At 68.2% G+C, this 25,617-nt stretch carries 29 protein-coding genes and 1 tRNA gene; 20 read left to right on the top strand and 10 right to left on the bottom strand.

Annotation, left to right across the window (positions count from 1 at the left end; all coding sequences use genetic code 11):
- Nucleotides 1–134: 134 nt before the first annotated feature.
- The 3 genes from G579_RS0107495 to G579_RS0107485 are packed head-to-tail and all read right to left on the bottom strand — an operon-like array spanning nt 135 to nt 1,924.
- Nucleotides 135–971: an inositol monophosphatase family protein gene (locus tag G579_RS0107495; RefSeq protein ID WP_051181115.1), complete on the bottom strand. Its 837-nt coding sequence runs from the start codon at nt 969–971 to the stop codon at nt 135–137.
- On the bottom strand, nt 949–1,371 hold the full coding sequence (locus G579_RS16490; protein WP_051181113.1) for a hypothetical protein: 423 nt from the start codon (nt 1,369–1,371) through the stop codon (nt 949–951). The genes G579_RS0107495 and G579_RS16490 overlap by 23 nt, the downstream gene beginning before the upstream one ends.
- A complete protein-coding gene (locus G579_RS0107485; RefSeq protein WP_028989688.1) occupies nt 1,361–1,924 on the bottom strand; it encodes a thioredoxin family protein in 564 nt (187 codons plus the stop codon). Before G579_RS0107485 ends, G579_RS16490 begins: the two co-directional genes overlap by 11 nt.
- Before the next feature lie 180 nt (nt 1,925–2,104).
- Here G579_RS0107485 and G579_RS0107480 point away from each other — a divergent pair, with 180 nt between their 5' ends.
- From G579_RS0107480 to G579_RS0107425, 12 genes are all read left to right on the top strand, one after another.
- On the top strand, nt 2,105–2,833 hold the full coding sequence (locus G579_RS0107480) for a 16S rRNA (uracil(1498)-N(3))-methyltransferase (protein ID WP_028989687.1): 729 nt from the start codon (nt 2,105–2,107) through the stop codon (nt 2,831–2,833).
- Between the two features lie 82 nt (nt 2,834–2,915).
- A complete protein-coding gene (gshA, locus tag G579_RS0107475; protein WP_230973816.1) occupies nt 2,916–4,196 on the top strand; it encodes a glutamate--cysteine ligase in 1,281 nt (426 codons plus the stop codon).
- 4 nt (nt 4,197–4,200) lie between these two features.
- Nucleotides 4,201–5,142: a glutathione synthase gene (gene gshB, locus G579_RS0107470; RefSeq protein ID WP_028989685.1), complete on the top strand. Its 942-nt coding sequence runs from the start codon at nt 4,201–4,203 to the stop codon at nt 5,140–5,142.
- Between the two features lie 7 nt (nt 5,143–5,149).
- Complete coding sequence (locus G579_RS16485) at nt 5,150–6,244, top strand: FAD:protein FMN transferase (protein ID WP_051181111.1); 1,095 nt, start codon at nt 5,150–5,152, stop codon at nt 6,242–6,244.
- Nucleotides 6,245–6,246: 2 nt separating this feature from the next.
- Nucleotides 6,247–6,645: a NusG domain II-containing protein gene (locus G579_RS18230; protein ID WP_051181108.1), complete on the top strand. Its 399-nt coding sequence runs from the start codon at nt 6,247–6,249 to the stop codon at nt 6,643–6,645.
- Nucleotides 6,629–7,171 carry a Gx transporter family protein gene (locus G579_RS0107455; protein ID WP_051181106.1) on the top strand — a complete coding sequence of 181 codons (543 nt, stop codon included), beginning with the start codon at nt 6,629–6,631 and terminating at the stop codon, nt 7,169–7,171. Before G579_RS18230 ends, G579_RS0107455 begins: the two co-directional genes overlap by 17 nt.
- Nucleotides 7,168–8,016: an energy transducer TonB gene (locus tag G579_RS0107450; RefSeq protein ID WP_051181104.1), complete on the top strand. Its 849-nt coding sequence runs from the start codon at nt 7,168–7,170 to the stop codon at nt 8,014–8,016. The genes G579_RS0107455 and G579_RS0107450 overlap by 4 nt, the downstream gene beginning before the upstream one ends.
- Nucleotides 8,017–8,175: 159 nt before the next feature.
- Nucleotides 8,176–8,736, top strand: coding sequence for a YqgE/AlgH family protein (locus tag G579_RS0107445; protein ID WP_028989682.1), 561 nt, complete (start codon nt 8,176–8,178; stop codon nt 8,734–8,736).
- Nucleotides 8,737–8,764: 28 nt separating this feature from the next.
- Nucleotides 8,765–9,220, top strand: a complete 456-nt coding sequence (gene ruvX, locus G579_RS0107440; RefSeq protein WP_028989681.1) for a Holliday junction resolvase RuvX — start codon at nt 8,765–8,767, stop codon at nt 9,218–9,220.
- A complete protein-coding gene (pyrR, locus tag G579_RS0107435; protein ID WP_028989680.1) occupies nt 9,217–9,723 on the top strand; it encodes a bifunctional pyr operon transcriptional regulator/uracil phosphoribosyltransferase PyrR in 507 nt (168 codons plus the stop codon). Before ruvX ends, pyrR begins: the two co-directional genes overlap by 4 nt.
- Nucleotides 9,720–10,724 (top strand): aspartate carbamoyltransferase catalytic subunit, encoded by a 1,005-nt coding sequence (locus tag G579_RS0107430; protein WP_028989679.1) that lies wholly within the window; start codon nt 9,720–9,722, stop codon nt 10,722–10,724. The genes pyrR and G579_RS0107430 overlap by 4 nt, the downstream gene beginning before the upstream one ends.
- Before the next feature lie 10 nt (nt 10,725–10,734).
- Entirely contained in the window at nt 10,735–12,027 is a 1,293-nt protein-coding gene (locus G579_RS0107425) for a dihydroorotase (protein ID WP_155989768.1), read from the top strand.
- Nucleotides 12,028–12,057: 30 nt separating this feature from the next.
- Here G579_RS0107425 and G579_RS0107420 read toward each other — a convergent pair whose 3' ends face one another.
- Complete coding sequence (locus tag G579_RS0107420) at nt 12,058–12,435, bottom strand: DsrE family protein (protein WP_028989677.1); 378 nt, start codon at nt 12,433–12,435, stop codon at nt 12,058–12,060.
- Nucleotides 12,436–12,522: 87 nt separating this feature from the next.
- Between G579_RS0107420 and G579_RS16475 the strand changes: the two genes are divergently transcribed.
- The 4 genes from G579_RS16475 (at nt 12,523) to G579_RS0107395 (ending at nt 15,494) form a co-directional block, all read left to right on the top strand.
- Nucleotides 12,523–13,425, top strand: coding sequence for an aldose 1-epimerase family protein (locus G579_RS16475; RefSeq protein WP_051181102.1), 903 nt, complete (start codon nt 12,523–12,525; stop codon nt 13,423–13,425).
- A gap of 26 nt (nt 13,426–13,451) precedes the next feature.
- A complete protein-coding gene (locus G579_RS16470) occupies nt 13,452–14,423 on the top strand; it encodes an MBL fold metallo-hydrolase (RefSeq protein WP_051181099.1) in 972 nt (323 codons plus the stop codon).
- Nucleotides 14,424–14,513: 90 nt separating this feature from the next.
- Nucleotides 14,514–14,891, top strand: a complete 378-nt coding sequence (apaG, locus tag G579_RS0107400; protein WP_028989676.1) for a Co2+/Mg2+ efflux protein ApaG — start codon at nt 14,514–14,516, stop codon at nt 14,889–14,891.
- Between the two features lie 3 nt (nt 14,892–14,894).
- Nucleotides 14,895–15,494, top strand: coding sequence for a class I SAM-dependent methyltransferase (locus G579_RS0107395; protein WP_028989675.1), 600 nt, complete (start codon nt 14,895–14,897; stop codon nt 15,492–15,494).
- A 50-nt stretch (nt 15,495–15,544) separates the two neighbouring features.
- Here G579_RS0107395 and G579_RS0107390 read toward each other — a convergent pair whose 3' ends face one another.
- The 5 genes from G579_RS0107390 to G579_RS0107370 form a co-directional block, all read right to left on the bottom strand.
- Nucleotides 15,545–16,102: a porin family protein gene (locus G579_RS0107390; protein ID WP_028989674.1), complete on the bottom strand. Its 558-nt coding sequence runs from the start codon at nt 16,100–16,102 to the stop codon at nt 15,545–15,547.
- Between the two features lie 314 nt (nt 16,103–16,416).
- Nucleotides 16,417–16,734 (bottom strand): DUF167 domain-containing protein, encoded by a 318-nt coding sequence (locus G579_RS0107385; protein ID WP_028989673.1) that lies wholly within the window; start codon nt 16,732–16,734, stop codon nt 16,417–16,419.
- The gene (locus tag G579_RS0107380; protein ID WP_028989672.1) at nt 16,731–17,027 is read right to left on the bottom strand and encodes a YggT family protein; all 297 of its coding nucleotides are present in this window, start codon (nt 17,025–17,027) and stop codon (nt 16,731–16,733) included. Before G579_RS0107380 ends, G579_RS0107385 begins: the two co-directional genes overlap by 4 nt.
- Before the next feature lie 6 nt (nt 17,028–17,033).
- Nucleotides 17,034–17,921, bottom strand: a complete 888-nt coding sequence (proC, locus tag G579_RS0107375) for a pyrroline-5-carboxylate reductase (protein ID WP_081662663.1) — start codon at nt 17,919–17,921, stop codon at nt 17,034–17,036.
- A gap of 72 nt (nt 17,922–17,993) precedes the next feature.
- On the bottom strand, nt 17,994–18,725 hold the full coding sequence (locus G579_RS0107370) for a YggS family pyridoxal phosphate-dependent enzyme (RefSeq protein WP_028989670.1): 732 nt from the start codon (nt 18,723–18,725) through the stop codon (nt 17,994–17,996).
- A 178-nt stretch (nt 18,726–18,903) separates the two neighbouring features.
- Between G579_RS0107370 and G579_RS0107365 the strand changes: the two genes are divergently transcribed.
- The 3 genes from G579_RS0107365 to G579_RS0107355 all read left to right on the top strand — a co-directional run bounded on the left by G579_RS0107365 (nt 18,904) and on the right by G579_RS0107355 (nt 21,378).
- The gene (locus G579_RS0107365) at nt 18,904–19,959 is read left to right on the top strand and encodes a type IV pilus twitching motility protein PilT (RefSeq protein WP_028989669.1); all 1,056 of its coding nucleotides are present in this window, start codon (nt 18,904–18,906) and stop codon (nt 19,957–19,959) included.
- Between the two features lie 24 nt (nt 19,960–19,983).
- Nucleotides 19,984–21,114 (top strand): PilT/PilU family type 4a pilus ATPase, encoded by a 1,131-nt coding sequence (locus tag G579_RS0107360; protein WP_028989668.1) that lies wholly within the window; start codon nt 19,984–19,986, stop codon nt 21,112–21,114.
- A 188-nt stretch (nt 21,115–21,302) separates the two neighbouring features.
- A tRNA-Phe gene (locus tag G579_RS0107355) sits at nt 21,303–21,378 on the top strand.
- Between the two features lie 66 nt (nt 21,379–21,444).
- Here the strand turns inward: G579_RS0107355 and G579_RS0107350 are convergent.
- Nucleotides 21,445–23,709 (bottom strand): DUF7948 domain-containing protein, encoded by a 2,265-nt coding sequence (locus G579_RS0107350; RefSeq protein ID WP_028989667.1) that lies wholly within the window; start codon nt 23,707–23,709, stop codon nt 21,445–21,447.
- Between the two features lie 201 nt (nt 23,710–23,910).
- Between G579_RS0107350 and G579_RS0107345 the strand changes: the two genes are divergently transcribed.
- Nucleotides 23,911–25,614 (top strand): GspE/PulE family protein, encoded by a 1,704-nt coding sequence (locus tag G579_RS0107345; RefSeq protein WP_028989666.1) that lies wholly within the window; start codon nt 23,911–23,913, stop codon nt 25,612–25,614.
- Nucleotides 25,615–25,617: the final 3 nt, after the last annotated feature.

The raw sequence follows: 25,617 nt of genomic DNA, 5'->3' as shown, positions 1-25,617 counted from the left end.
AAACCAGGGTGGTTTTGCAAGAAAAATTTACCGAATACTTATTGACGGCGGTGGCCTGCGCGGCGACAGCGGAGGGGAGACGCCGGGCGCCCGTTCGGGGCCGGCAGGCAGTGAGGGGCCATGCCGATGCCGCCTCATTGTCCCATGCTCGCCGCCCCCTCCCCCAGCCACTCCCGCCACGCCTGCAGCAGCTGCGGATCAAGACAAGCAAGCACGGACTGGCTGGCGTGGCGGGTCAGATCCAGCTCCCCGCCCTGCAGGTTCTGGGCAACGCCGCCGGCCTCCTGCAGGATCAGCAGGCCGGCCGCCCAGTCCCACAATTGCTGCCCGCCATGGACATAGAAGTGGTAACGCCCGGCCGCGAGCCAGCACCATTCGATGACGGCGGAACCGAAGCTGCGCTGGCTGTGGAAAGGCATGTCGACCGCCAGGCGCTGCAGCAACGGCTGGGGCAGGCGCTTGAGATCGACGACGCTCACCGCCCTGCCCAGGGCTGGGCCCGCCTTGCGGCGCAGGCGCTCGCCGTTGACCCAGGCGCCCTGGCCGCGGGCGGCGAAGAAGAGCTCGTCCCGCAGGGGATCGTAGACCCAGCCGTAGCGGGCCTCGCCCTGCACCACCAGCGCCAGGGAGGTGCCGAAGATGGGGATGCCGGCGGCGAAGTTGCTGGTGCCGTCGATGGGATCGAGAAACCAGAGCGCGCGCCCCCTGCCCGCCCGCAGCACGCGGTCCTGCTCGCCCGCCTCCATTTCCTCGCCAAAGAGCACGATGTCGGGGTACTCGGCGGCCAAGGCCTGGGCGAGGAAGTGCTGACACGCGATATCGGCGGCGGTGACGATGCTGCCGTCCGGCTTGTGGGCGCCTTCCACCTGGCGGTAGTGGGGCATAACGCACTCGCGCGCCGCCTGGCGCAACAGCTCGCCGACGCGCTCCGGATTGACGGACACCGCTTCAGGATGGATCGGATGGCTCATGGGACCTCTTCAGGGGAACGACCGCCGCCTCCCCGGCGTGCGGCAGCTTGGCCAGCGCGGCGTCCAGGCCGCGCGCGAATTCCATGGGCAGGCGCTTCAGGACCGCTTCGCCCTCCGGGCCGAAGAGATCCATCCGGCAAGGCACCGGCTCCTCCAGGGACTGGCGCACGTGCGGATCGAAATGGTGCCATACCGTCACCGCCACGCGGCCGCCGATGTAATCGCAGAATACCCACTCGTGAGGGTCGAGAATGGCCATCAGGCTGATGTAGCGCAACGGCACGTAGACCGGCGCCTCCTGGCGCGCCAGCAGCAGGTGCGCCTTGTTGTAGATCCATGACGCCACGCGGCCGGGGCGTTCGGCCCAGACGGGCGGGCGGCGGCAATCCTCACGCACCATGCTCCTCGCGCCACTTGATGGAGCAGCCCATGCTGGGCCACTGCTGTTCGGGGCCACGGCCGGTCTCGGCGATCTGCAGCATGGCCTGGAACAGGTCGCGCGGGGCATCCGGCACCGTTTCCTTGCGCGAGGCGTCCAGGCGCCCGCGGTACTGCAGGCGCCGCCGCGCATCGAAGCCGAAGAAGTCCGGCGTGCACACCGCGCCGTAGGCCTTGGCCACCGCCTGGCTCTCGTCGAAGAGGTAAGGGAAGGGATAGGCTTTCTCGCGGGCGCGGCGCGCCATGCTCTCGAAGCTGTCCTCGGGATAGTCGCTGGGGTCGTTGGCACTGATGGCCACGCTCGACACGCCGTGCGCCGCCAGCTCGCGCGCGTCGCGGATGATGCGGTCCTCGATGGCCTTGACGTAGGGGCAGTGATTGCAGATAAACATCACCAGGAGCGCCTTGGCGCCGGCAAAGTCCGCCAGGGTGTAGCGGCGCCCGTCCACGCCGGGCAGATCGAAATCCGGGGCGAGCATACCGAGCTCGCCGGGCGGCGTAACCAAACTGACCATGGGCTTCCCTTTTTGCGAAATGAAGAAACGTCGACCGCCGGTACACCGGTGCTTGCAGTTAATCTAACCGCATCAGCGACCGGGCTCAAGGGAACGATGGCCGTCAGCCGCTGCAGTCCGACCATGGCCGGAGCCCCGTCGCGGCTTACCGTGTGCGGGCGTGTATGTTAAATTCCCGCCATGCGCACCATTCGGATCCACACCCCCGAACCCCTGACCGTTTCCGGCGAAACCGTGCTCCCGCCCGCCGCCAGCAACCACCTGGTGCGGGTGCTGCGCCAGGGCCCGGGCGCTCCGGTCACCCTCTTCAACGGCGACAACCGGGAATACGCGGCGATACTGGACACGGCGGACCCGCGGGCGGCACGCCTGCGCATCACCGACTGCCGGCCGGCGGATCGCGAGTCGCCGCTCGCCGTCCATCTGCTGGCCGGCATCTCCAAGGGCGAGCGCATGGACTACACCGTGCAAAAGGCGGTCGAACTGGGGGTCGCCGGCATCCAGCCGGTGTTCTGCGCCGCGACGGTGGTGCGCCTGGACGCCGACAAGCGCGAGCGGCGGCGGGCCCACTGGCAGGAGATCGCCGTGTCCGCCTGCGAGCAGTGCGGCCGCAATCGGGTGCCGCCCGTGCTGCCGCCCGTCGATTTCGCCCAGGCGCTGACCCAGGCCACCGCCGGGCTGCGCCTGGTGCTTCACGGCCAGGCCGCCGCCGGGCTGCGCGATCTCGGTCGCCCGGACGCGCCCGTGACCCTGCTCATCGGGCCGGAAGGCGGGCTGAGTGCGGCGGAGATCGCCGCCGCCGAAGCCGCGGGCTTCCGGCCGCTGCGCCTGGGCCCGCGGGTGCTGCGCACGGAAACCGCCGGGGTCGCCGCCCTGGCCGCGTTGCAGGCTTTATGGGGCGACTGGTAAGGTGCGCCGGAACCGGACATCTGCTAAGGTTGCTTGAACAAGAATTCGGGGTTATTCGCCTATGCCGGAAATGCTGCCTAACGTGCCCCACCTGACGACGGCCATGGTCGGGCCGCTGCACGAATTGGAACAACAGATGCTGTCCCACCAGGCCCGCATCGAGCACTGGTTCCGTTGCCAATGGCGCGCCACGCCGCCGCCCTTCTACGCCTCGGTGGATTTGCGCAACGCCGGCTTCAAGCTGGCGCCGGTGGATACCAATCTCTTTCCGGCGGGCTTCAACAATCTGGGCGCCGAGTTTCATCCCCTGTGCGTGGCCGCCATCCAGAACTACATCGCGCGCACCAATCCGGGTCTGGAGCGGCTGCTGCTGATTCCGGAGAGCCATACCCGCAACCTCTTCTATCTGGAGAACGTCTTCCAGCTGAAGCGCCTGCTGGAGCTGGCCGGCCTGGACGTGCGCGTGGGCAGCCTGTCGCCCGAGGTGAGCGCCCCGACGGCCTTCGAGCTGCCTTCCGGGAACCGGCTGGTGCAGGAGCCATTGGTCCGCGAGGGACGGCGCCTGCGGACCGACGGCTTCGAGCCGGAACTCATTCTGCTCAACAACGACCTCTCCGGCGGGCGGCCCGAGATCCTGGAGAACCTGGAGCAGCCCATCGCCCCGCCCCTGCTGGCCGGCTGGAGCACGCGGCGCAAATCCATGCACTTCGCCCACTACCGCGCCGCCGCCAAGGAGCTGGCGGCCCTGCTGGAGATCGATGCCTGGGCCATCGACCCCGAATTCCGCAAGTGCGACCGCATCGACTTCATGAAGAAGAGCGGGCTGGACTGCCTGGTCAAGAACGTGGACGAGACCCTGGACATCATCCGCGAGAAGTACCGCGAGCACGGCGTGACCCGCGACCCCTTCGTGGTGGTGAAGGCGGATGCCGGCACCTACGGCATGGGCATCATGATGGTCAAGAGCGGCGAGGAGCTGCGCGACCTCAACCGCAAGCAGCGCACCAAGATGGCCACGGTCAAGGAGGGCGCCAGCGTCAGCGACGTCATCATCCAGGAAGGGGTTTTCACCTTCGAGACCATCGAGGGCGCCGTCGCGGAGCCGGTGGTCTACATGATCGACAGCCAAGTGGTGGGCGGCTTCTATCGGGTGCACACCCAGCGCACCGACGAGGAAAACCTGAACGCCCCCGGCATGCACTTCGAACCGCTGGCCTTCGCCCAGAGCTGCGTGCTGCCCAACCCCCAGGGCCAGCCCGACGACTGCCCCAACCGCTTCTACGCCTACGGCGTCATCGCGCGCCTGGCCCTGGTGGCGGCGGCGCGGGAATTGGCGGAAATGCACAAGGCCCAACCCTTCTGAGACCATGCGCCCACTCGACATCGCCTTTCTCATGGACCCCATCGGGGGCATCAACATCCACAAGGACAGCACCTTCGCCATGCTCCTGGAGGCCCAGGCGCGCGGCCATCGCTGCCACTACCTGGAGTTGGCCGACCTGTCGGTGCGCGACGGCAAGGCCTGGGGGCGCCTGCGGCCGGTGACCGTCAAGCGCGAGCCGGGTGCCCACTATCAGCTCGGCGAGCCCGCCCACCGGCCGCTGGCGGAGATGGACGCGCTGCTGATGCGCAAGGACCCGCCCTTCGACATGGACTACATCTTCGCCAGCTATCTGCTGGAGCACGCCGGCACCTGGGTCATCAACGATCCGGTCAGCTTGCGCAACGCCAACGAGAAGCTCTATGCCCTGCACTTCCCCGAGCTCATGCCGCGCACCCTGGTCAGCCGCCACATCCCGCAGCTGCGGGAATTCCTGGCCGAGGAAGGCGAGGTCGTGGTCAAGCCGCTCTACGGCCGCGGCGGCGAGGGCGTCTTTTATCTGCACACCGGCGACCGCAACGTCGGCAGCATCCTGGAGACGGTGACCGGCACCGGCCGGCACTACGTCATGGCGCAGCGCTACATCCCCGCCGTGCGCGACGGCGACAAGCGCATCCTCATGGTCGACGGCGAGCCGATCGCCGGGGCGCTGCTGCGCGTGCCGGCAGCCGACGACTTCCGCGGCAACATGGTGGCCGGCGCCAGCGCCCAGCCCGCCGAGCTCACGCCGCGCGACCGGGAGATCTGCGCCCGGGTGGGACCGCGCCTGCGCCAGGACGGGCTCGTCTTCGTCGGCCTGGACGTGATCGGCGGCCATCTCACCGAGATCAACGTGACGAGCCCCACGGGCGTGCAGGAGATCGACCGCTTCTTCAAGACCAACGTCTGCGCCCGGCTCTTCGACGTCATCGAGGCGCGCCTGAGCTGAGCGCCGCATGAAGCCTCGCGTTTTCGCCCTGCTGCCCCTCCTGCTCTTCGCCGCGCTGCTCGGCGGCTGCCGGCAGGCGCAGCAGGTGCAGAGCCAACAGGGCCTGGTCATGGGCACCCTGGCGACCATCACCGTCTATGCGCCGCGCAACACGGCCACGGATGCCGCCCTGCAAGCCGCGTTCCGCACCCTGGACGAGATCAATCACATTTGGCACCCCTGGACGCCGGACGCCACCCTGGCCCGCTTCAACCAGGCCCTGCACACGCGCCAGTGGGTGCCGGTGCCCGCCGACCTGCAGCCGCTGCTCCTGGAAGCCCTCCGCCTCAGCCGCGCCAGCCGAGGCAACTTCGATCCCGGCCTGGGGGAGCTGACCGCGCTGTGGGGCTTCCGCGAAGCGCCGGAGCCGGGCATCGAGCGCGCCCCGCCGATCCCGTCCCGCATCACCGCCCTCCTGCGCCAGGGCATCGGGGTCAAGCATCTGCAACTGCGCCGGGATCCGCAGCACGGGTTGATGGCCCGCACCGACACCCCGACCTTGACCCTGGACTTCGGCGCCATCGCCAAGGGCTATGCCGTCGACCGGGTGGTGGCGCAGCTGGAGCGTGCCGGCATCGAGAATGCCATCGTCAATCTGGGCGGCAACCTGCGGGTGCTGGGCAGCAAGGGCGACAGCCCCTGGCGCATCGGCATCCGCGCGCCGCGCGGCGACGGCACCATCGCCGCCATCCGCAACCAGGGCGACATGAGCGTGCTCACCTCGGGCGACTACGAGCGCTATTTCATCCACCAGGGCCAGCGCTTTCACCATATCCTGCACCCGCGCAGCGGCGCGCCGGCCCGCGGCCTGATCTCCGTCACCGTGGTCACCGACAACGCCACCCTGGGCGACGCCGCTTCCACCGCCCTGTTCGTCGCCGGCCCCCGTCAGTGGCCGCAGGTGGCTCGGGCACTCGGCGTGGACAAGGTGCTGGTGGTGGAGGACAGCGGTCAGGTCTGGGTCACGCCCGCGCTGCAGCCGCTGCTCGAACTGGCGCCCGGCGTGCGCGCCCAGGTCCGGGATCTGTCCGCTCCGCGCCAAACCAAGCGCCCGGCCGCCTGACCATGCCCGCACTCCAGTGGCTCCGCGACGCCACCACGCCGGCCGACCGCGCATTGATTCTGGCCCTGTGTCTCCTGCTGCCGCTGGCGCTGTGGATCACCCAGAGTCGTGCGGCCGGCCGCACGGTGCAGATCTTCCAGGATCGCACCCTGCTGGCCGAGCTTCCCCTGGCGCAGGAGCGCCGCATCCACGTGCCGGGCCCGCTCGGCGACACCGTGGTGGAGATCCGCGACGGTCAAGCGCGGGTATTGTCCAGCCCCTGCCAGGGCAAGCAGTGCATCCGCGCCGGCTGGCTCGCCCACGCCCACGACAGCGCTGCCTGCGTGCCCAACCACGTGCTGGTGCTGATTCCCGGCGATGCCGGCGGAGACGGCAAGGACTTCGATGCCATCGCCGAGTGAGCGCCTCAACCTGGCGGCCCTGCCGGACGGCGGCGACGCCCGCATCGCCCGGTTGACCGCCCTGGCGGTCTCCCTGCACATCATCGAAAGCGCCCTGCCGCCGCTGCTGCCCGGCCTGAAGCCGGGACTGGCCAACATCGTGGTCATCGTCGCCCTGGGCCGCTACGGCTTCGCCGCCGCCGCCTGGGTCAGCCTGTTGCGCGTGCTGGTCAGCGCCCTGCTCCTGGGCACCCTGTTCAGCCCGACCTTCTGGCTCAGCCTGTCCGGCGCGCTCGGCAGCCTGCTCGTGCTCTTTCCCGCCCAGTATCTGCCGGGGCGCGGCTTCGGGCCGGTCGGCTTTTCCCTGCTGGCCGCGCTGGCCAACATCGGCGCCCAGTTCGTTACGGCCTATCTCGTCTTCATCCAGCATCCGGGTGTATTCTGGCTCTTGCCGCCGCTGCTGGCCGCCGCCCTCTTCTTCGGCATCGGCAACGGCCTGATCGCCCACTGGATCCTCACGCGCCTGGAGAGCGCGCCGCAGCCATGACCCTGAACCTGCTCCAACTTTTCCGCGACCATGCCGACCGGCTGTTTCCCTGGCTGCTGCTGTCCGCCATCGTGCATCTTTTCATCCTGCTCGGCATCGGCTTCCAGCAGCGCCTGCCGGACAAGCGCCCATCGCAGCCGGAGGCCATCGAGATCGTGCTGGCGCCGCTGCCGAAAGCGGAGAAAACCCCGGCCCAGGCGGATCTGCTCAGCCAGGCCAACCACCAGGGCCGCGGCGCAGCCGGCCGCGAGCCGCCAGCGCGCCCGCCGGCCAGCCCCACCCCGTCCGCGCCGGAAGCCCAGCCGCCGCGCCGGGCGGAAGCAGACACGGAAAGCAGCCTGCGTGCCCAGCGCCAGCAAGCACCGGCAGCGCGCCCCCCGGCCGCTGACGCACCCCCGGCAGACACAAGCACCACGTCGCCCGCCCTGCCCTTGAACCCCAACCTGGACATTGCCCGGCTCGAGCAGGAGATGCGCCGCTCCGGCAACCGGCAGCCGCTGCGGGAGAAGGTCATCGATTCCTCCACCCGCGAATACCGCTATGCCGCCTACATGGAGGCTTGGCGCCTCAAGGTGGAACGCATCGGCAACCTGAACTACCCGGAGGAAGCCCGCGCCCAGGGCTTGGCGGGCAGCCTGGTGCTGGACGTGGCCCTGCGACCCGACGGCAGCATCGCCGACATCGAAGTGCAGCGCTCCTCCGGCTCGCCGGTCCTGGACGAAGCCGCCAAGCGCATCGTCCGCCTCGGCGCCCCCTACAGCCCTTTTCCCGAGGACATGCGTCGGGAAGTGGACGTGCTGCACATCGTGCGAACCTGGAATTTTGCCAACAATCGCCTGAAATGAGGTGGGCACGCATGCCGCTGTCCCGGGCGAGCCGTCGCCAGCCTGTCCGCCCTTGCGGCCTGCTCGCCGCCGAGCGACTTGGCCCCGCGCGCCAAACATGGTTCAATTTAAGCAAACCCGCTCGCGCAACAGCGCTCCAGCCAGAGGACGGGCCGCACTATGTCCTTCGCATCCTTGAAAAACCACTTTCTCATCGCCATGCCGCGCTTGGCGGATCCCAATTTCAGCCACACGGTGACCTACATCTGCGAGCACAATGCCGAAGGCGCCATGGGCATCGTGATCAATCGCCTGCTGGACCTGACCGTCGGAGACGTGCTCAGCCAGCTGCAGATGGGCGAAGGCAGCTTCAGCACCAGTGTCCTGCCGGTGCACTGGGGCGGGCCGGTGCAGACGGATCGCGGCTTCCTGCTGCACGAGCCGCTGGGGTCGTGGAACTCGACCTTGCCGGTCAGCGAGTCCATCGGCCTGAGCACCTCCAGGGACATCCTCGAAGCCATCGCCCGGCAACGCGGTCCCAGCCGCTTTCTGCTGGCGCTGGGCTATGCCGGCTGGGGGGCCGGGCAGCTGGAGGACGAGATCAAGGAAAATGCCTGGCTGCACGGCCCGGCGCAGACGCAGATCCTCTTCGAGGATGCGGTGGACCACCGCTGGGAGGCCGCCGCCAAAGCCATCGGCGTGGACCCCCTGCTGCTGTCGGACACAGCGGGGCATGCCTGAGCGACAGCCCGCCACATCAGGTGCATTCATGAATGCTCCGCTGGCCAAGCACCAGCGCTTCATGGGCTTCGATTTCGGCACCCGCCGCATCGGCGTGGCCTTCGCCAGCGCCATCGGCACGGGGGCCCAGGGCCTGAGCACCGTGCGCAACGGCCCTGGCGGCCCCGACTGGCAGGTCCTGGACCAGCTCGTTGCCGCCTGGGAGCCCGACGCCCTGGTGGTGGGCCTGCCGCTCAACATGGACGGCAGTCCCGGCCCCGTGACGCCGCTGGCGCGGCGCTTCGGCAATCGCCTGGCCGGGCGCTACCACCGGCACCTCTACTGGGTCGACGAACGCCTGAGCAGCTTCGCGGCGGAGCAGGACCTGCGCGAGAGCGGATTGTCCGCCGCCAAACGTGCTAAACTCCTCGACCAGACGGCGGCCGAGCAGATTCTCGCCACCTTTCTTGCCCAGCGCAGTTGCGGACCGGAGACGAGGGAATGAACGACAGCCCTGAGATCGAACCCATTCTGGATCAGATGGCGGCGCAGTTGCGCCCGCTGCTCGCCGAGGACGCGGCCATGGTGGGCATCTATACGGGCGGCGTCTGGGTGGCCCAGGCCCTGCACCAGCGGCTGGGGCTGGAAACGGAGCTGGGGCAGGTGGACATCTCCTTCTACCGGGACGACTTCACCCGCATCGGCCTGCATCCGGAGGTGCGCGCCTCCCACATCCCCTTCGACGTGGACAACCGGGTGATCATCCTGGTGGATGACGTGCTGCATACCGGCCGCACCATTCGCGCCGCTCTGAACGAGATCTTCGACTACGGCCGCCCGGCCCGCATCGTCCTGGCCGTGCTGGTGGACCGCGACGGGCGCGAACTGCCGATCCAGGCGGACGTGGTCGGCTTGCATCGGCGCCTGGCCGCAGGCGCCCAGATCAAACTGACCGGCCCCGCGCCCCTGCAGCTCGTCACCCGCGGCGCGACGGAGCACAAGGCATGAGTCCGGCCTTCCCGCGCCTGGGGGGCGGCAACCCCCAGCTCCGGCCCGACGGCCGCCTGGGCCACCTGCTGAGCATCGAGGGCCTGCCCGAGCGCATCCTGCTGGAAATCCTCAACACCGCCGAATCCTTTCTGCAGATCGGCGAGCGCGCGGTCAAGAAAACGCCCACCCTGCGCGGCAAGACCGTGGTGAACCTCTTCTTCGAGAGCAGCACGCGCACCCGCACCACCTTCGAGCTGGCTGCCAAGCGCCTGAGCGCGGACGTGCTCAACATCAACGTGGCCACCAGCAGCCACAACAAGGGCGAATCCCTGCTGGACACCATCGACAATCTCATGGCCATGCACGTGGACGGCTTCGTCATGCGCCACAGCGAAGCGGGCGCGGCTCACCTGGTCGCCCGCCACGTGGATCAGGACGCCTGGGTGGTCAACGCCGGCGACGGCCGCCACGCCCATCCCACCCAGGGCCTGCTGGACGTCTTCACCATCCTGCGCCACAAGGGTCCCGTCGATCAGCTGAAGGTGGCAATCGTCGGCGACATCCTCCATTCCCGGGTGGCGCGCTCCCAGATCCATGCCCTCAGCATCCTGGGCTGCCCCGACATCCGCGTGGTCGCGCCCAAGACCCTGCTGCCCGCCGCCGTGGAGCACCTGGGCGTGCGAGTCTTCCATGACCTGGACGAGGGCCTGGAGGGGGTGGACGTGGTGACCATGCTGCGCCTGCAGCAGGAACGCATGGAGGCCAATCTGCTGCCCAGCTCCAACGAGTACTTCCGGCAGTACGGCCTGACGGACAAGCGCCTGGAGCGGGCCGATCCGGACGCCATCGTCCTGCATCCGGGACCCATGAACCGCGGCGTGGAAATCGACTCGGTGGTGGCCGACGGCCCGCGCGCGGTGATCCTGCCGCAGGTGACCCATGGCCTGGCCATCCGCATGGCAGTGCTCACCTCGTTGGCCGGCGCGCGCGACCGGGACCTTCATCGCGATCACGGGTAACAGGGACAGCATGGAACAGCAGCCCATCAGGCGCCATATCGCCAACGCTTACGTCATCGACCCCGCCAGCGGCTTCGAAGGGCGGCAGGACCTCTTCATCGCCGCAGGCCGCATCGCCGGGCGGGGCGAAGCGCCGGCCGGCTTCGCCGCCGACGAATACATCGACGCCGGGGGCCTGATGCTCTGTCCCGGCCTGGTGGATCTGCGCGCCCGCCTGCGCGAACCGGGCGAAGAGCTGCACGGCGACATGCAGAGCGAACTGCGCGCCGCTGTCGCCGGCGGCATCACCAGCGTGGGCTGCCCGCCGGACACCCTGCCGGTTGCCGACCAGGTCAGCGTCATCCGCCACCAGCTCGGGCGCGCGGCGGAACTGGGGCTGGCGCGCGTTCATCCGCTGGCCGCCCTGACGCAGGGACTCGCCGGCCAGCATCTGGCGGAGATGGCCCTGCTCCTGGCGGCGGGCGCGGTGGGCGTGAGCAACGGCGATCGGGCCATCGCCCACAGCGGCATTCTGCGCAGCGCCCTGGAGTACGCCGCCAGCCTGCCGGCCACCGTATTCCTGCACAGCGAGGATGCCCAGCTCGGCAAAGGCGACATGCACGAGGGCGAGGTGAGCACCCGGCTGGGACTGCCGGGGCACCCGGCCGCCGCCGAGGCCATCGGCGTGGCCCGCGACCTGCTGCTGGCCGAACTGACCGGCGCCCGCGTGCACTTCCAGCACCTGTCCAGCGCCGCCGCCCTGGACCAGCTGCGCCCCGCCCTGCTGCGCCTGCCCGTTTCCGCCGATGCCAGCGTCGCGCACCTGCACCTGACCCACTATGACGTGGGCTACTTCAACACCCATGCCAAGACCTGCCCGCCGCTGCGCACCCACCGCGACCGCGACGCCCTGCGCGCCGCCCTGCGCACCGGCCAGATCAGCGCCATCACCAGCGACCACGCGCCCTGGCACGAGGACGCCAGCCGCGACACCTTCCACAATGCCGCCGCCGGCATCAGCGGTCTCGACACCTTCCTGCCCCTGGTGCTGCGCCTGGTGGACGAGGGCGTCCTGAGCCTGGCGCAAGCCATCGAGCGAGTCACGCTGGGGCCGGCGCGCATTCTGGGCATCCCCGCCGGCACCCTGGCCGTGGGCGCCCCCGCCGACCTCTGCCTCTTCGACCCCGAAGCCCGCTTCATCGTCCAGCCGCAACGCTTCCACTCGCGCGGCAAGAACACGCCCTTCGGCGGCTGGGAGCTGCGCGGCGTGGTACGGCAGACCTACGTGGGAGGGAGACTGGTGTTCCGGGGAAATGAAGACTGAGTGCCGCGTGCGCGGCACTCGACCTGCCGCTCAGTAGCTCAGCACCTTCCAATCGTCATCCATCACCCGCGACATGTAGGCCGCGCCGCCGGCGGCGCCCGCGCATTCGGGGATCAGATCTTCCATGCCGATGCCGTGGCCGGTCAGCGCACCGCCGCAGGCATAGAACTTCACCCCCAGCTCCGCCGCGTCCTGCATGAAGGAATAGATGGACTTGTCGCCGCCGTCGCTGGGGTAGAGCTTTTCGGCCACACCCTTTTTCAGCAGCGACGCCGCCTTGCCGGCAAAATAGATCTCCACCTCGATGTCCATCGCCGCCGCGGCGGCGGCCTGGAAAAACGGCGCGCCGCATTCGTGCGGCCGGTCGGGCGTCGTATTCAGCAGCATCATCACCAGCTTGTCGGCCATGCTCCATCCTTTGCGCTTCGGTCGAAATGCTTTAGTTTATGGAAAAGACGTCATTTTGATAAGTGCGGCACGGCACAGGGGGCCCGGATGGAACGGATCGTTTTGGACAATGGCCAATTGCAGGCGGAAATCACCCCTCTGGGGGCGGAACTGAAGGCCCTGCGCCTGGCGGGCGGCATCGAGCTGCTGTGGCCCGGCGACGCGGCCCACTGGCCGCGCTCGGCCCCCATTCTCTTCCCGGTGGTCGGCCGCCTGGTCGGCGACAGCTATACGCACGATCGCCGGCATTACGCACTCGGCCAGCACGGCTTCGCCCGCGACCGCGTGTTCACGGTCACGGAGCGGGACGCCACCGCGGCCACGCTGTTGCTGCGGGCCGATGGAGAAAGCCGCCGGCATTACCCCTTCGATTTCGAGCTGCAGGTACGCTATGCCCTGCGGGACAGCGGCATCGAAACCCACTTCGCGGTGCGCAACGCCGGGCACGCGGCCATGCCCTTCGCCATCGGCGGCCACCCCGGTTTCCGCTGGCCGCTGGAGCCCCGGTTCGCCAAAACCGACTATGTGCTGCTCTTCGAAGAGGCCGAAACGGGCCGGCGCTATCTGGTGCGGGACGGGCTGCTGACCGGCGCCCAGGGCGAAGTGCCCTGGCGCGGGCCAGTGCTGCCCCTGGATGAAGCGCTGTTCACGGAGGACGCCATCGTGCTGCGCCACCCGGCTTCGCGCTGGGTGCGCTATCAGCCGCGCGCAGGCGGGTTGGGCATCCGGGTGGATTTTGCCGGCTTCCCGTACCTGGGCATCTGGTCGAAGCCCGGCGGCGCGCCCTTCCTGTGCATCGAGCCGTGGCACGGCCACGCCAGCTTCATGGACGAAGCCAGTGACCTTTCGCAAAAGCGCGACATGCGGAACCTGGCGCCGGGCGCGGAATTTGCTTGCAGCTTCAGCATCGAGGCGCTGCAGACGCCGCCCGTTCAGGCCCAAGTCCTTTGACAGCCATCACTTTTCAGGAGAATTGCATGCCCCGCGCCACCTTGACCGCCACCCTGCTCGCCGGCACCCTGGCCCTTTCGGGCCAAGCCTGGGCTGCCCCCGCCGCCAAGGCGCCGCCCATCCGCGCCGATTACCCGGTGGAAAAAATCGCGCCTCATACCTACGTGATCCACGCCTCCACCGAACTGCCCAACCCGCAGAACCAGGGTTTCATGTCCAACATGGCCTTCGTGGTGACCAAGGCGGGGGTGGTGGTCTTCGACACCGGCGCCAGCGTGCAGGCCGGCGAGTTCCTGGTGCGCAAGATCAAGTCGGTGACCAAGCAGCCGGTGACCCACGTGTTCAATTCGCACAAGCACGGCGACCACTGGCTGGGCAACCAGGCCATCGCCGCCGCCTGGCCGCGGGCCCGCTTCTTCGCCCATGCCGACGACATCGCCGCCATCAAGAACGGCGAGGGCCAGATGTGGATCGACATGATGCAGGACATGACCAAGGGCGCCACGGCGGGTACGGCGATGCGAGTGCCGGACAACCCGGTCAAGGCCGGAGACCGCTTCCAGGTCGGCGGCATGCAGTTCATCGTGCACTACTACGGCCACGCCCACACCCCCGGCTCGATCATGGTGGAAGTGCCCGAGGAGAAGGTGGTGCTCATGGGCGACAACCTCTTCGCGGAACGCGCGCCCGGCCTGCGCGACGCCAACATCAAGGGCAACCTGCTGGCCCTGGAAAAAGTCAAGGACCTGCCCGACCAGCACATCGTGCCCGGCCATGGCCGCACGGACGGCAAGCCGCTGCTGGACGACTTCCACGCCTACCTGGACACCCTGCGCCAGTCGGTGAAAAAGTACCAGGAGCAGGGATTGAGCGATTTCGAGATGAAGGACAAGGTGATCGCGGACATGGCCCGCTTCCAGCACCTGGTCGGCTTCCAGGACGTGATCGGCCAGCACATCAACCGGGTCTATCTGGAACTGGAACAGGAGAGCTTCTGAAGCTGACCGCCGCGACAGATGGGCCGGGTGGCCTTGGCTGCAGGATTATGTTTTGATTAGGCCTGCACTGGCGCGGCAAGCGAGGTCCGCATGATGGCACAACCCGACATAGAGATTCAGGTGGAAACCCGGTACCTGGACGAACAATCGCAGCCCGAGCTGGACCACTACGTCTTCGCCTACCGCATCACCATCACCAACAAGGGCGACATGCCGGCCCAGCTGCTCAGCCGCCATTGGGTGATCACCAACGCCAACGGCGAGGTGAAGGAGGTTCGCGGCGAGGGCGTGGTCGGCGAGCAGCCGCTCCTGCGCCCCGGCGAGAGCTTCCAATATACCAGCGGCAGCGTGCTGGAAACCCCGGTGGGCAGCATGCACGGCAGCTACCAGATGGTCGATGCCGAGGGCCGTCCCTTCGACGTGCCCATTCCACCCTTCCGCCTGTCCATCTCCACCGTGCTGCACTGAGCCATGGGGCTGCGCCAGGCCTACACGCTCTGGGCGCCGCTCTACGATCTCGTCGTCGACCGCGCCTTCGCCGCCCAACGCCGGCGCAGCCTGGCGGAGCTGGGTGAGGTGGCCGGCCAGCGCATCCTCATCGACGGCATCGGCACCGGACTGGACTATCCCCACCTGCCGCCGGGCGCGAATTACGTGGGCGTGGACCTGACCTGGGCCATGCTGGCGCGGGCGGCGCGGCGGCCCGACGGGCACGGGGTGCGGCTGGTGCAAGGCGATGCCATGGCCCTGCCCTTCGCCGATGGCAGCTTCGACCAGATCGTCATGCACCTCATCCTGGCGGTGGTGCCGGAGCCGGCACGCGCCCTGCGGGAAGCGGCGCGGGTGCTCAAGCCCGGCGGACAGATCCTGATCCTGGACAAGTTCCTCAAACCGGGCGAACGCGCCCCCCTGCGCCGCTTGGCGAGCCCCCTTCTCGGCCGTCTGGCGACGCGCACCGACGTGGTCTTCGAGGCAGTGCTGGCGGCCGTGCCGGACCTGGTCCCGGAGACCGACGAAGCGGCGCTGGGCGGCGGCTGGTTCCGGCGCATCCGGCTGCGCAAGGCAGCCTGAACAAAAAAGCCGGCCCGATACGGGCCGGCTCGCGAGTCGAGGATGGCGTCTTAGAAGTGGTAGTTCACGCCCACGGTGAAGTTGTTGTTCTTGAACTTCGAATCGCCGATGGGCGTGGCCTCGGAATAGGTCCACTCGCCGGCCAGGCCGACCTGCGGCATCACCTTATACTCCACGCCCAGACCGCCATGGAAGCCCCAATCGTCGCCGCTCAGGCCGGTCAGGTCGGTCTGCGCGATGCCCACCTTGGCATAGGGCAGCACCGGGCCCAGATCCACGCCCAGCTTGCCGTCCACGCCCCAGACGGTGGAACCGTAGCGCACGGTCGGGAACGGGCCGCCGACGCTGTGATCGGTCTTGCTGTTGAAGTCGGCGAAGATGTCCGCACCCACCACCGGGCCACCCAGGTTCCAGTTGTAGCCGGCCTCGACGCCGCCGGTGAAGGCATTTTCGCTGCTCAGGCCGTCGGCCTTGGCGTTGTTGACGCCGAGCTTGCCGCCGACGTAAGGTCCGTTCCAGTTGCTTGTGGTCTGCGCGCTGGCGGTCTGAGCGGAAACGGCACCCAGGGCCAGAGCGGAAGCCAGTACTGCAAGAGTCAACTTCTTCATAACCGTCTCCTTTCGTTGAGAGTCCGTGATCAAGAACCGAAGACAATGCACGGGCGCTTGTCTGATCTTTACAACGGACGAGACCCCATTGGGTTGACTGCTTGGCGCATAAGCCACGAAATCCAGCCAGTTCAGGCTTGCCTGCGCCGCGCGCCTTTGTGGCAAAGGCGCAACACGTGTGAAAACTTCGACCACACCGGCGGCGTTCGGTTCCCGATTCTTCTAATATTGGATTTCGCCAGGCGGTGCCTGGACAGCATCCGCGGCATCGGCAACCAGCGGCGCGGCGAAAGGAAGGCGACAGGAAGTGCAGGCTAGGCTTGCAGCACCCAGGACTGGAGGACGGCGGCGACGCGTTCGGGGGCTGGTGTCCGCAGGCGCAGGCGCTTTTCCCGGCTGCTCTCGCCTTGGAGGATCTGCACCGCTTTGCGGGGCAGCCCGAACTGCTCGGCCAGAAAGGCGATGAGGGCGGCGTTGGCGGCCCCCTCCACCGGGCGGGCCTGCAAGCGGATCTTGACGGCGCCGGCGTGCAGCCCGGCCACCTGGGTGCGCTTGGCGCCGGGCTGCACGTGCACCGAGAGGATCAGATCGCCTGCGACCCAGCGATAGGGGGCAGGCGCCGCTTGGCTCACGACAGGCCCGGACCGGCCATGTTGTAGAGCAGGTTCACCAGCAGATTTTTGACCACCTGGATCAGCAGCAGCACCACGATGGGCGACAGGTCGAAGCCGGAGATGGGCGGGATGATGCGGCGCGCCGGCGCCATGACCGGCTCGGTGGCGCGCACGATGAAGCGCACGACCGGGTTGTAGGGATCGGGATTGACCCAGGACAGCAGGGCGCGGACCAGCACCAGGTAAAAAAAGATGGTGAACAGCACATCGACGACGGTTGCCAGGGCCAGCAGCAAGCTATTGGTTACCATATTGTTTTATTCCTCCGCACCGTAGTGGTTGGCCATGGCCTGCGAGCGCGCCGTGGCGGCGTCGACGGCCTCGTAAAACAGGCTGCGCAGCCCGCGCTCCAGCTCCCGGATGCCGGCGGCGGTCGTGCCGCCCGGGCTGGTGACGTGGCTGCGCAGAGTAGCGGGCGTGTCCTCGCTCTCCAGGGCCATCTTGGCCGCGCCGAAGACCGTCTGCAAGGTCAGCAGGCGCGCCGTGCGCCGGTCCAGGCCCTGGGCGACGGCGGCATCCTCCATCGCCTCCAGGACCAAGAAGAGATAAGCCGGGCCGCTGCCGGACAACCCGGTGACCACGTCCATGAGGGACTCCTGCTGCACCCAGACCACCAGCCCCACGGCGCGCATGAGCGACTCGGCGAAATCGATCTGGACATTGTTGACCTCGGGCGTGGCGTAGAGACCGGACGCACCCGCCGCCACCAGAGCCGGCGTGTTCGGCATGACGCGCACCACCGGCAGGGGCTCGCCGATCCAGCGCTGAATGTCGGCCGCGCGCACCCCGGCGGCAATGGAAATGATCAGGGGACGGGTCTTGCGCAAGGCCGGCGCCAGCTCGGCGACCACGCCGCCCAGCATCTGCGGCTTGACTGCCAGCACCACGCCGTCGGCGCCCTGCACCGCCTCACTGTTGTCCGCATAGGCGGCCACGCCGAAGCGCTCGCTCAGCAGATCCCGCTGCGCGGGGTTGGGATCGGCCACCCGGAACTGCTTGGCCTTCCAGCCGTCCTGCAGGAGTCCGCCGATCAGGCTGCTGGCCATGTTGCCGCCGCCGATGATGGCCAGCTTCCGCGCCTTGGATACGGGCGTGACGGGGGACTTGCCCTTGGGAGGCGTCTTGCTGCTCGTCTTGTGGGGCATCTCTTATTCTCCTGACTCGCCTGCTTGGGGTGCTGCAAATCCATGAAGCGCGGCGGGACCCGCCGTGCGTGTTTACGCCCTGCCGTCGGCAACGTGCGCCGGGCGGCGCGCGCGTGGGCCGAAAATCGCGGTGCCTACCCGCACCACGGTGGCGCCGGTCATGATGGCCGCCTCCAGGTCCTCGGACATGCCCATGGACAGCGTGTCGATGGCCTGATCCGGCAAGGCGCGGCGCAACGCCTGAAAATGATCGGCCATGGCCTGGAACTGCAAACGGGCTGCCGCCGCATCGGGGCTGGGCAGCGCCATCAGGCCGCGCAGGCGCAAGCGGGGCTGCGCGAGCACGGCGTCGGCCAGGGCCTCGATCTGGGCCGGCGCCACCCCCGACTTGCTGGCCTCGCCGCTGACATTGACCTGGATCAGCACGTTCATGGGCTCCGAGGCATCCCGCTGCTCGCCCAGGCGCTGGGCGATGACGGCCCGGTCCAGGCTGTGCACCCACTGGAAGCGGCTGGCGACCAGTTGGGTCTTGTTGCGCTGAATGGGGCCGATGAAGTGCCATTCCAGCGCCGGCAGGTCCGCCAAAGCCTCGACCTTGGCCGCGCCTTCCTGCACGTAATTCTCGCCGAAGAGCCGCTGCCCGGCCTGGGCGGCCAGGCGGATGCGCGTACTGTCGATCCCCTTGCTCACCGCCAGCAGGCGGATGCCCGCCGGATCGCGGCCGGCGGCGCGGGCCGCGGCCTCGATGCGGGCGCGCACGCGGGCCAAATTGTGGACGATGTCCGCCTCAGCGGGGACCGGCATAGGGGTTCTGCACTCCCGGAATTCGAAATCGGCGGGTGCCGCCATGACTACAAAAAATCATTTATTGACTAATATACACCAATGCCGGGCCAAAACGACTCCGCTGCCCGGCGCAGGGCACGGCCCCGCTGGCGGACATAAAGACAAAAAATCCCTACCGGGTGGTGAAAGGAAGCACATGGACATTACGGAACTGCTGACCTTCGCGGTCAAGAACAAAGCGTCGGATACCCACCTGTCGGCGGGCCTGCCGCCCATGGTGCGCATCAACGGCGAGATCAAGCGGCTCAATGTGGAGCCGCTGGACGCCAAGGCCGTGCACGCCATGATCTACGACATCATGGGCGACAAGCAGCGCAAGGTCTTCGAGGAGAACCTGGAAATCGACTTCTCCATCGATCTCGGCGGCGTCGCGCGCTTTCGCGTCAACGCCTTCAACCAGGACCGCGGCCCCGCGGCGGCCTTCCGCACCATTCCCTCTGAGGTGCTGAGCCTGGAGGACCTGAACGCCCCGCCGATCTTCAAGCAGATCATCGACGTGCCGCGCGGCCTGATCCTGGTCACCGGCCCGACCGGCTCCGGCAAGTCCACCACCCTGGCGGCCATGATCAATCATGTCAACGAGAACCGGCACGAACACATCCTCACCATCGAGGACCCCATCGAATTCGTGCACCAGTCCAAGAAGTGCCTGATCAACCAGCGCGAAGTGGGGCCGCAGACCCACTCCTTCGCCAATGCCCTGCGCTCGGCCCTGCGCGAGGACCCGGACATCATCCTGGTGGGCGAAATGCGCGACCTGGAGACCATCCGCCTGGCCCTGACCGCCGCGGAAACCGGCCACCTGGTCTTCGGCACCCTGCATACCAGCTCCGCGCCCAAGACCATCGACCGCATCATCGACGTGTTCCCGGCGGCCGAAAAGGACATGGTGCGCGCCATGCTGTCCGAGTCCCTGCGGGCGGTGATCTCGCAGACCCTGCTCAAGACCGCCGACGGCCAGGGCCGGGTGGCGGCCCACGAGATCATGATCGGCACGCCGGCCATCCGCAATCTCATCCGCGAGGCCAAAGTCGCGCAAATGGTCTCGGTCATCCAGACCGGCCAGTCCGTCGGCATGCAGACCCTGGACCAGAACCTGCTCGACCTCGTGAAGGCGCGGCGGGTGCGCGCGGAGGATGCCATGCGCAAGGCCCAGAACAAGGACCTCTTCGCCAATGTCGGCGCCATGTAACCAGCCTGCAAGGGAGCTTTCCCCGTGAGTTTTAGAGATCTGCTCGTGCTGATGAATCAGCGCAACGCCTCCGACTTGTACCTGACCGTCGGCGCGCCGCCGACTTTCAAGGTGGACGGCAAGAGCGTGCCGGTCGGCAGCGCACCGCTCAAGCCCATGGAAACGGTGGCGCTGGCCCGCGAAATGATGAGCGAGGAGCAACTGAACGAATTCGAGAGCCTGAAGGAGCTGAACATGGCCCTGAGCGTGCCCCAGGTGGGCCGCTTCCGCGTCAATGCCTTCTATCAGCGCAACGAAGTGGGCATGGTGCTGCGCGCCATCAAGACCGAAATCCCGGATCTCGAAGCCCTGCGCCTGCCGCCCATCCTCAAGGATCTGGCCATGACCCCGCGCGGCCTGGTGCTCTTCGTCGGCGCGACGGGCTCCGGCAAGTCCACCTCGCTGGCGGCCATGATCGGCTATCGCAACCGCAACGCCGGCGGGCACATCCTCACCATCGAGGACCCCATCGAATTCATTCACAAGCACGAGAAGTCCATCGTTAATCAGCGCGAGGTGGGCATCGACACCAAGTCCTACGAGGAGGCCCTGAAAAACGCCCTGCGCCAAGCCCCGGACGTGATCCTCATCGGCGAAATCCGCTCGCGCGAGACCATGGATCACGCCGTCGCCTTCGCCGAAACCGGCCACCTGTGCCTGTCCACCCTGCACGCCAACAACGCCAACCAGGCCCTGGATCGCATCATCAACTTCTTCCCCGAGGACCGGCGCCACCAACTGCTCATGGACCTGTCCCTGAACCTGAAAGCGGTGGTATCCCAGCGGCTGGTCCCCAGGAAGTCGGGCCAGGGCCGGCGGGCCGCCATCGAGATCCTCATCAACACCCCCACCGTGGCCGACCTGATCTACAAGGGCGAGGTGGGCAGCATCAAGGAAGTGATGGCCAAGTCCACCGAACTGGGCATGCAGACCTTCGACCAATCCCTGCTGCAGCTCTACATGGAAGACGAGATCAGCTACGAGGACGCCCTGCACAACGCCGACTCCATGAACGACCTGCGCCTGGCGATCAAGCTGGAATGCATGCGCCAGGGCCGCCCGGAACCCAGGAACGGCGATGCGGCCCAGAGCGGCGGGCTGCGGGTGGAGGAGTAAGGCCGGGCTGGGCGCGAGGCGCGCCGGGCCCGGCGTGCCATCGCCCTGACCAAAGGGCTGGCCCGCGATCTGGTGCTACGGTCCATCCCGCGCCCGCTTTGCTCTGGCGAAGCGGGCCGGTTACCCAGGAGCGCCCTCCCCCTTGGCTTGACGAAGCCCACGCTCCCCATGTTTAATATGCCCCTCTTGCCCAGGTAGCTCAGTCGGTAGAGCAGAGGACTGAAAATCCTCGTGTCGGCGGTTCGATTCCGTCCCTGGGCACCATGACGCCATGGCCCGGACGATTTCTCGTCCGGGCCATTTTGTTTTCCGCTGGCGGCGGCTCCCGCCTCAGCCGCGCCGCACGCGGCGGCGCAGCCAGTGGTAGAGCAGCGCGCCGAGGAGCAGGCTGGGCAGGGTCGGGTCGAAGGCGCTGCCGGCGCCCAGGGTGCAGCCGCCGTTGTCGTCGGTGCTCGAGGCCGGCGGCGGTGTCGGAGTGGGGCTGGGCGTGGTGCCGCTGTCGGTGAACTTGCTGACGAAGGCGTCCGACTGTCCCCGGAGCGTGGTTTGGAAGGCGCCGACCACCGGGAAGTTGCCGGACCCGGTCTCGCCGGCCACATAGACGCTGCGGCTGCCGTCCACCGCCAGGCCGAGCGCCTGATCATCGTCGCTCCCGCCCAGGTAGGTGGAATACAGCAGTCCGGTGCCGGTGGGGTTGAGCTTGCTCACGAAGGCATCCGCACGACCGCCCAGGGTGCCCTGGGTGGCGCTGAGCAGCGGGAAGTTGGCGGAATCGGTGGCGCCGACCAGGTAGACGCCACTGTCATCCGCCGCCACCCGGGTGGCGGCATCGTTGCCGGCGCCGCCCAGAAAGGTGCTGAACGCAAGCGTGTTGCCGGCCGGGCTCAGCTTGAGCGCGAAGGCGTCGATGAAGCCGGCCGAACTGGCCTGGAAGACGCCGGCGGTGACCGGGAAGTCCGGCGAATTGGTGCTGCCGGTGACGTAGGCGTTGCCTTGGGCGTCCACGGCGATGCCGCTGCCGAAATCGGCCAGGGCGCCGCCCAGGTAAGTGGCGTAGAGCAGCGCCTGGCCCGCCGGATTCAGCTTGGCGGCGAAGGCGTCCTGAGTGCCGTGGAAGGTGTTTTGCCCGGTGACCGGATTGAGCACGGCCAGGTTGGTGGAGTTGGTGTTGCCGGTGAGATAGGCGTTGCCCGCTCCGTCCACCGCCAGGCCGAGCGCCCGGTCGTCGCCGCTGCCGCCGTAATAGGTGGCGTTCAGCTTGGCGCCAGCCGGCGAGTAGCGGGCCAGGAAGGCATCCGTGCCGCCGCCCGAGGCGGCCTGGAAAGCCCCCGGCATCGCCGGGAAGTCGGCGGACTGGGTGAAGCCGGCCACGTAGACGTTGCCGCCGGCGTCGCGCCCGAGGCCGCTCGCCTGGTCGTCGGCGCTGCCGCCGAGATAGGTGGAAAAGACCAAGCCGGTGCCGCTGGCGTTCAGCTGCGCCACGAAAGCGTCGGCCTGGCCGCCCAGGGTGCTCTGCGCGGCGTTGACGGCGGGGAAGTTGGTGGAGCGCGTGGCGCCGGCGACGAAGACGTTGCCCTGGCTGTCCACAGCCAGGTCGTTGGCCTCGTCGTTGAGGGCGCCGCCCAGATAGGTGGACCACTGCAGCTGGCCGGCGCTGTTGAACTTGGCCACCACGGCGTCGCGGGAGATGCCGGGCGCCGCCAGGCCGGTGTTGGCGGCCAGCGGGAAATCGCTGGAGAAGGTGTAGCCGGCCACGTAGATGTTGCCGCTGCCGTCCACCGCCACGCCGTTGGCCTGATCCTGGCCGCTGCCGCCGAGATAGGTGGAGTAGCTCAGCACCGGGTCGATGACGAGCGGCTTGCCTGCGTCATAGCGCGCCACCTGGAATCCGACCTGCTGCCCGCCGCGCAGGACATAGCGGCCGGCCACCGGCTTGCGCGCGCCCCGCTCGATCTGGTACACGAGCGGCTTGCGCTGCACCAGCTCGCCGTGGCGGGTCTTCAGGATCAGATCGCCGCCGGGCGTCACGCGGACCTCCCGGGCGCCGCTGAAGTCCAGGCGGATCTGCCGCGGATCGGCGCCCGGCGCCACGACGAAGTCGTATTCGAGCTGCCGCTGATTGCCGTAGAAGACCAGATCGACGCCCGGATACACGTTGTCGTAGTGCACCCGGGCGTACTGCTCCACCCGGCTACGCCAGCGGCGCTTGTCCTGACCGATCAGGTAATTGCCCTGGCTGGACAAGCGCTCCAGCCCGTCGACTTTGGGCGTGGCGCCGGCACCGGCAAAGCGCATGCGCAACACGTCGGCGGATGCGCCTTGCCCCGCCGGCGCCGGCAAGGCCATCACGGCCTCGTCCCGGGTCAGCCACAGCGCGTAGCCGGTGCCCCGGGCCAGGAACTGCACCCGCCGGTCCGTCTGGCCGCGGTTGGCTTCGAAGCGCAGGGGCGCGGCGGCCAGGGATTGCTGGAGGATGGCGCGATCCGGGCGGGCAGCGCCAGCCGGCTCCTGGGCGGGATGCGGCAAGGCAGCGGGCGCCGCGGCAAATCCCGCGGTCGGCGCCGCGCACAACAAGGCGAACAGGAAGCGTTTCATGACCCCTCCTCGCGGACAGCTCCGCACGACTTGGCAGATCTCCCTGGCGATGCCGCTTGTTGTAGCAGCATAAATTAGCCCCGGCCGTAGGCACGGGACAGGGACTTTCGGCCAGTCTGCGCGCCCCCATCTTTCCGGCCCGGCAAAATTTACTATATTCTCCTACTTGAGCCGGAGTTCGAGCGGCACGAGGGAAAGCACATGGCAGCGCGTCTGAAGAAAATCCGCCTGGGCGACTTGCTGGTCCAAAACGGCGTCATCAGCCCCATCCAGCTGGAACAGGCCCTGGCCCTGCAAAAAACGAGCGGCCACAAGCTGGGCCGGGTGCTGGTGGAAAGCGGCCTGATGCCGGAGCAGTCCCTGCTCAATTTCCTGGCCACCCAGCTCAACATCCCCCACATCGACCTGACCCAGTTCCGGGTGGAGGCCGCCCTGGTCAACCGCCTGCCGGAGACCTTCGCCCGCCGCTTCCGCGCCATCCCGCTCAAGGACCAGGGCGGCAGCATCCTGGTCGGCATCAGCGACCCCACCGACATCTACGCCTTGGACGAACTGTCGCGCCTGCTGGGCAAGCCGGTGGAGGCGGCGGTAGTCAGCGAGGCGGCCCTGCTGGAACTGTTGCCGCGCTTCTACAAGGGCGTCAGCCAGGCGGCGGGCCTGGCCGAGGAGCTGGTGCAGGAGGTCGCCGCCCGCAGTCCCGATGAGCTGCTCACCGAGACCAGCGCCGAAGACGCGCCGGTGGTGCGCTTCCTCAACGCCCTCCTGAAGGACGCGGTGCGCATGGGCGCCTCGGACGTGCACCTCGAGCCGGATGCCAAGCTGCTGCGCGTCCGCTTCCGCGTCGACGGCGTGCTGCACGAGCAGGTCACCGGCGAGGCCCGCATCGCCGCCGCCGTCACCTCCAAGCTCAAGCTGATGGCCAACCTGGACATCGCCGAGCGCCGCCTGCCCCAGGACGGCCGCTTCAATCTGACGGTCGAGGGCCGGGCCTTCGACATCCGCATGTCCACCCTGCCCATCCGCTTCGGCGAGTCCATCGTCCTGCGCCTGCTGGACCAGTCCAGCGTGCGCCTGCGCTTTCAGCAGCTCGGCATGGACGACGCCGTGGAGGCCAGCCTGCGCGGCATGGTCTACCAGCCTCACGGCCTGATCCTGGTCACCGGCCCGACCGGTTCGGGCAAGACCACCACCCTCTACGCGGCGTTGAATGAAATCAACTCGGTGGAAAAGAAGATCATCACCGTGGAGGATCCGGTGGAGTACCAGCTGGATCTCGTCAACCAGGTGCAGGTCAATCCGCGCATCGGCCTCGACTTCGCCCGCGTGCTGCGCTCCGTGCTGCGCCAGGACCCCGACGTGGTCATGCTCGGCGAGATCCGCGACCAGGAAACGGCGCAGATCGCCATGCGCGCCGCCCTGACCGGCCACCTGGTGCTGTCCACCCTGCACACCAACGACGCCGCCAGCAGCCTCACGCGTCTGCTCGACCTCGGCGTCGAGCCCTTCGTGGTCAGCTCCAGCGCCCTGGGCGTCATGGCCCAGCGCCTGGTGCGCAGGATCTGCGACAAGTGCAAGACCGAGGACGCCGCGGTGCCCGAGCTGCTGCGCGCCCGCTTCGCCCGCCAGCTCGGCGTCGACGTGCACGATCTGCGCTTCCACAAGGGGCGCGGCTGCCTGGCCTGCAACAACACCGGCTACAAGGGCCGCCAAGCCATCCACGAGCTCATCCAGGTGGATGCCGCGGTGCGCGCCGCCATCGAGTCCGGCGAAACCCAGGCCATCCTTGACGCCGCCCGCGAGCAACCCCAATTCCAGCCCCTGCGCATCATGGCCCTGCGCCTGGCGGCGGCGGGCGTGACGACGCTGGAGGAAGTGGCGCGGGTCACGGCGGAGGGGACGGAGTAGCGC

It is taken from the genome of Thermithiobacillus tepidarius DSM 3134, assembly GCF_000423825.1.
Lineage (GTDB): Bacteria > Pseudomonadota > Gammaproteobacteria > Acidithiobacillales > Thermithiobacillaceae > Thermithiobacillus > Thermithiobacillus tepidarius.
This window is presented reverse-complemented; position numbering and strand designations above follow the sequence as displayed.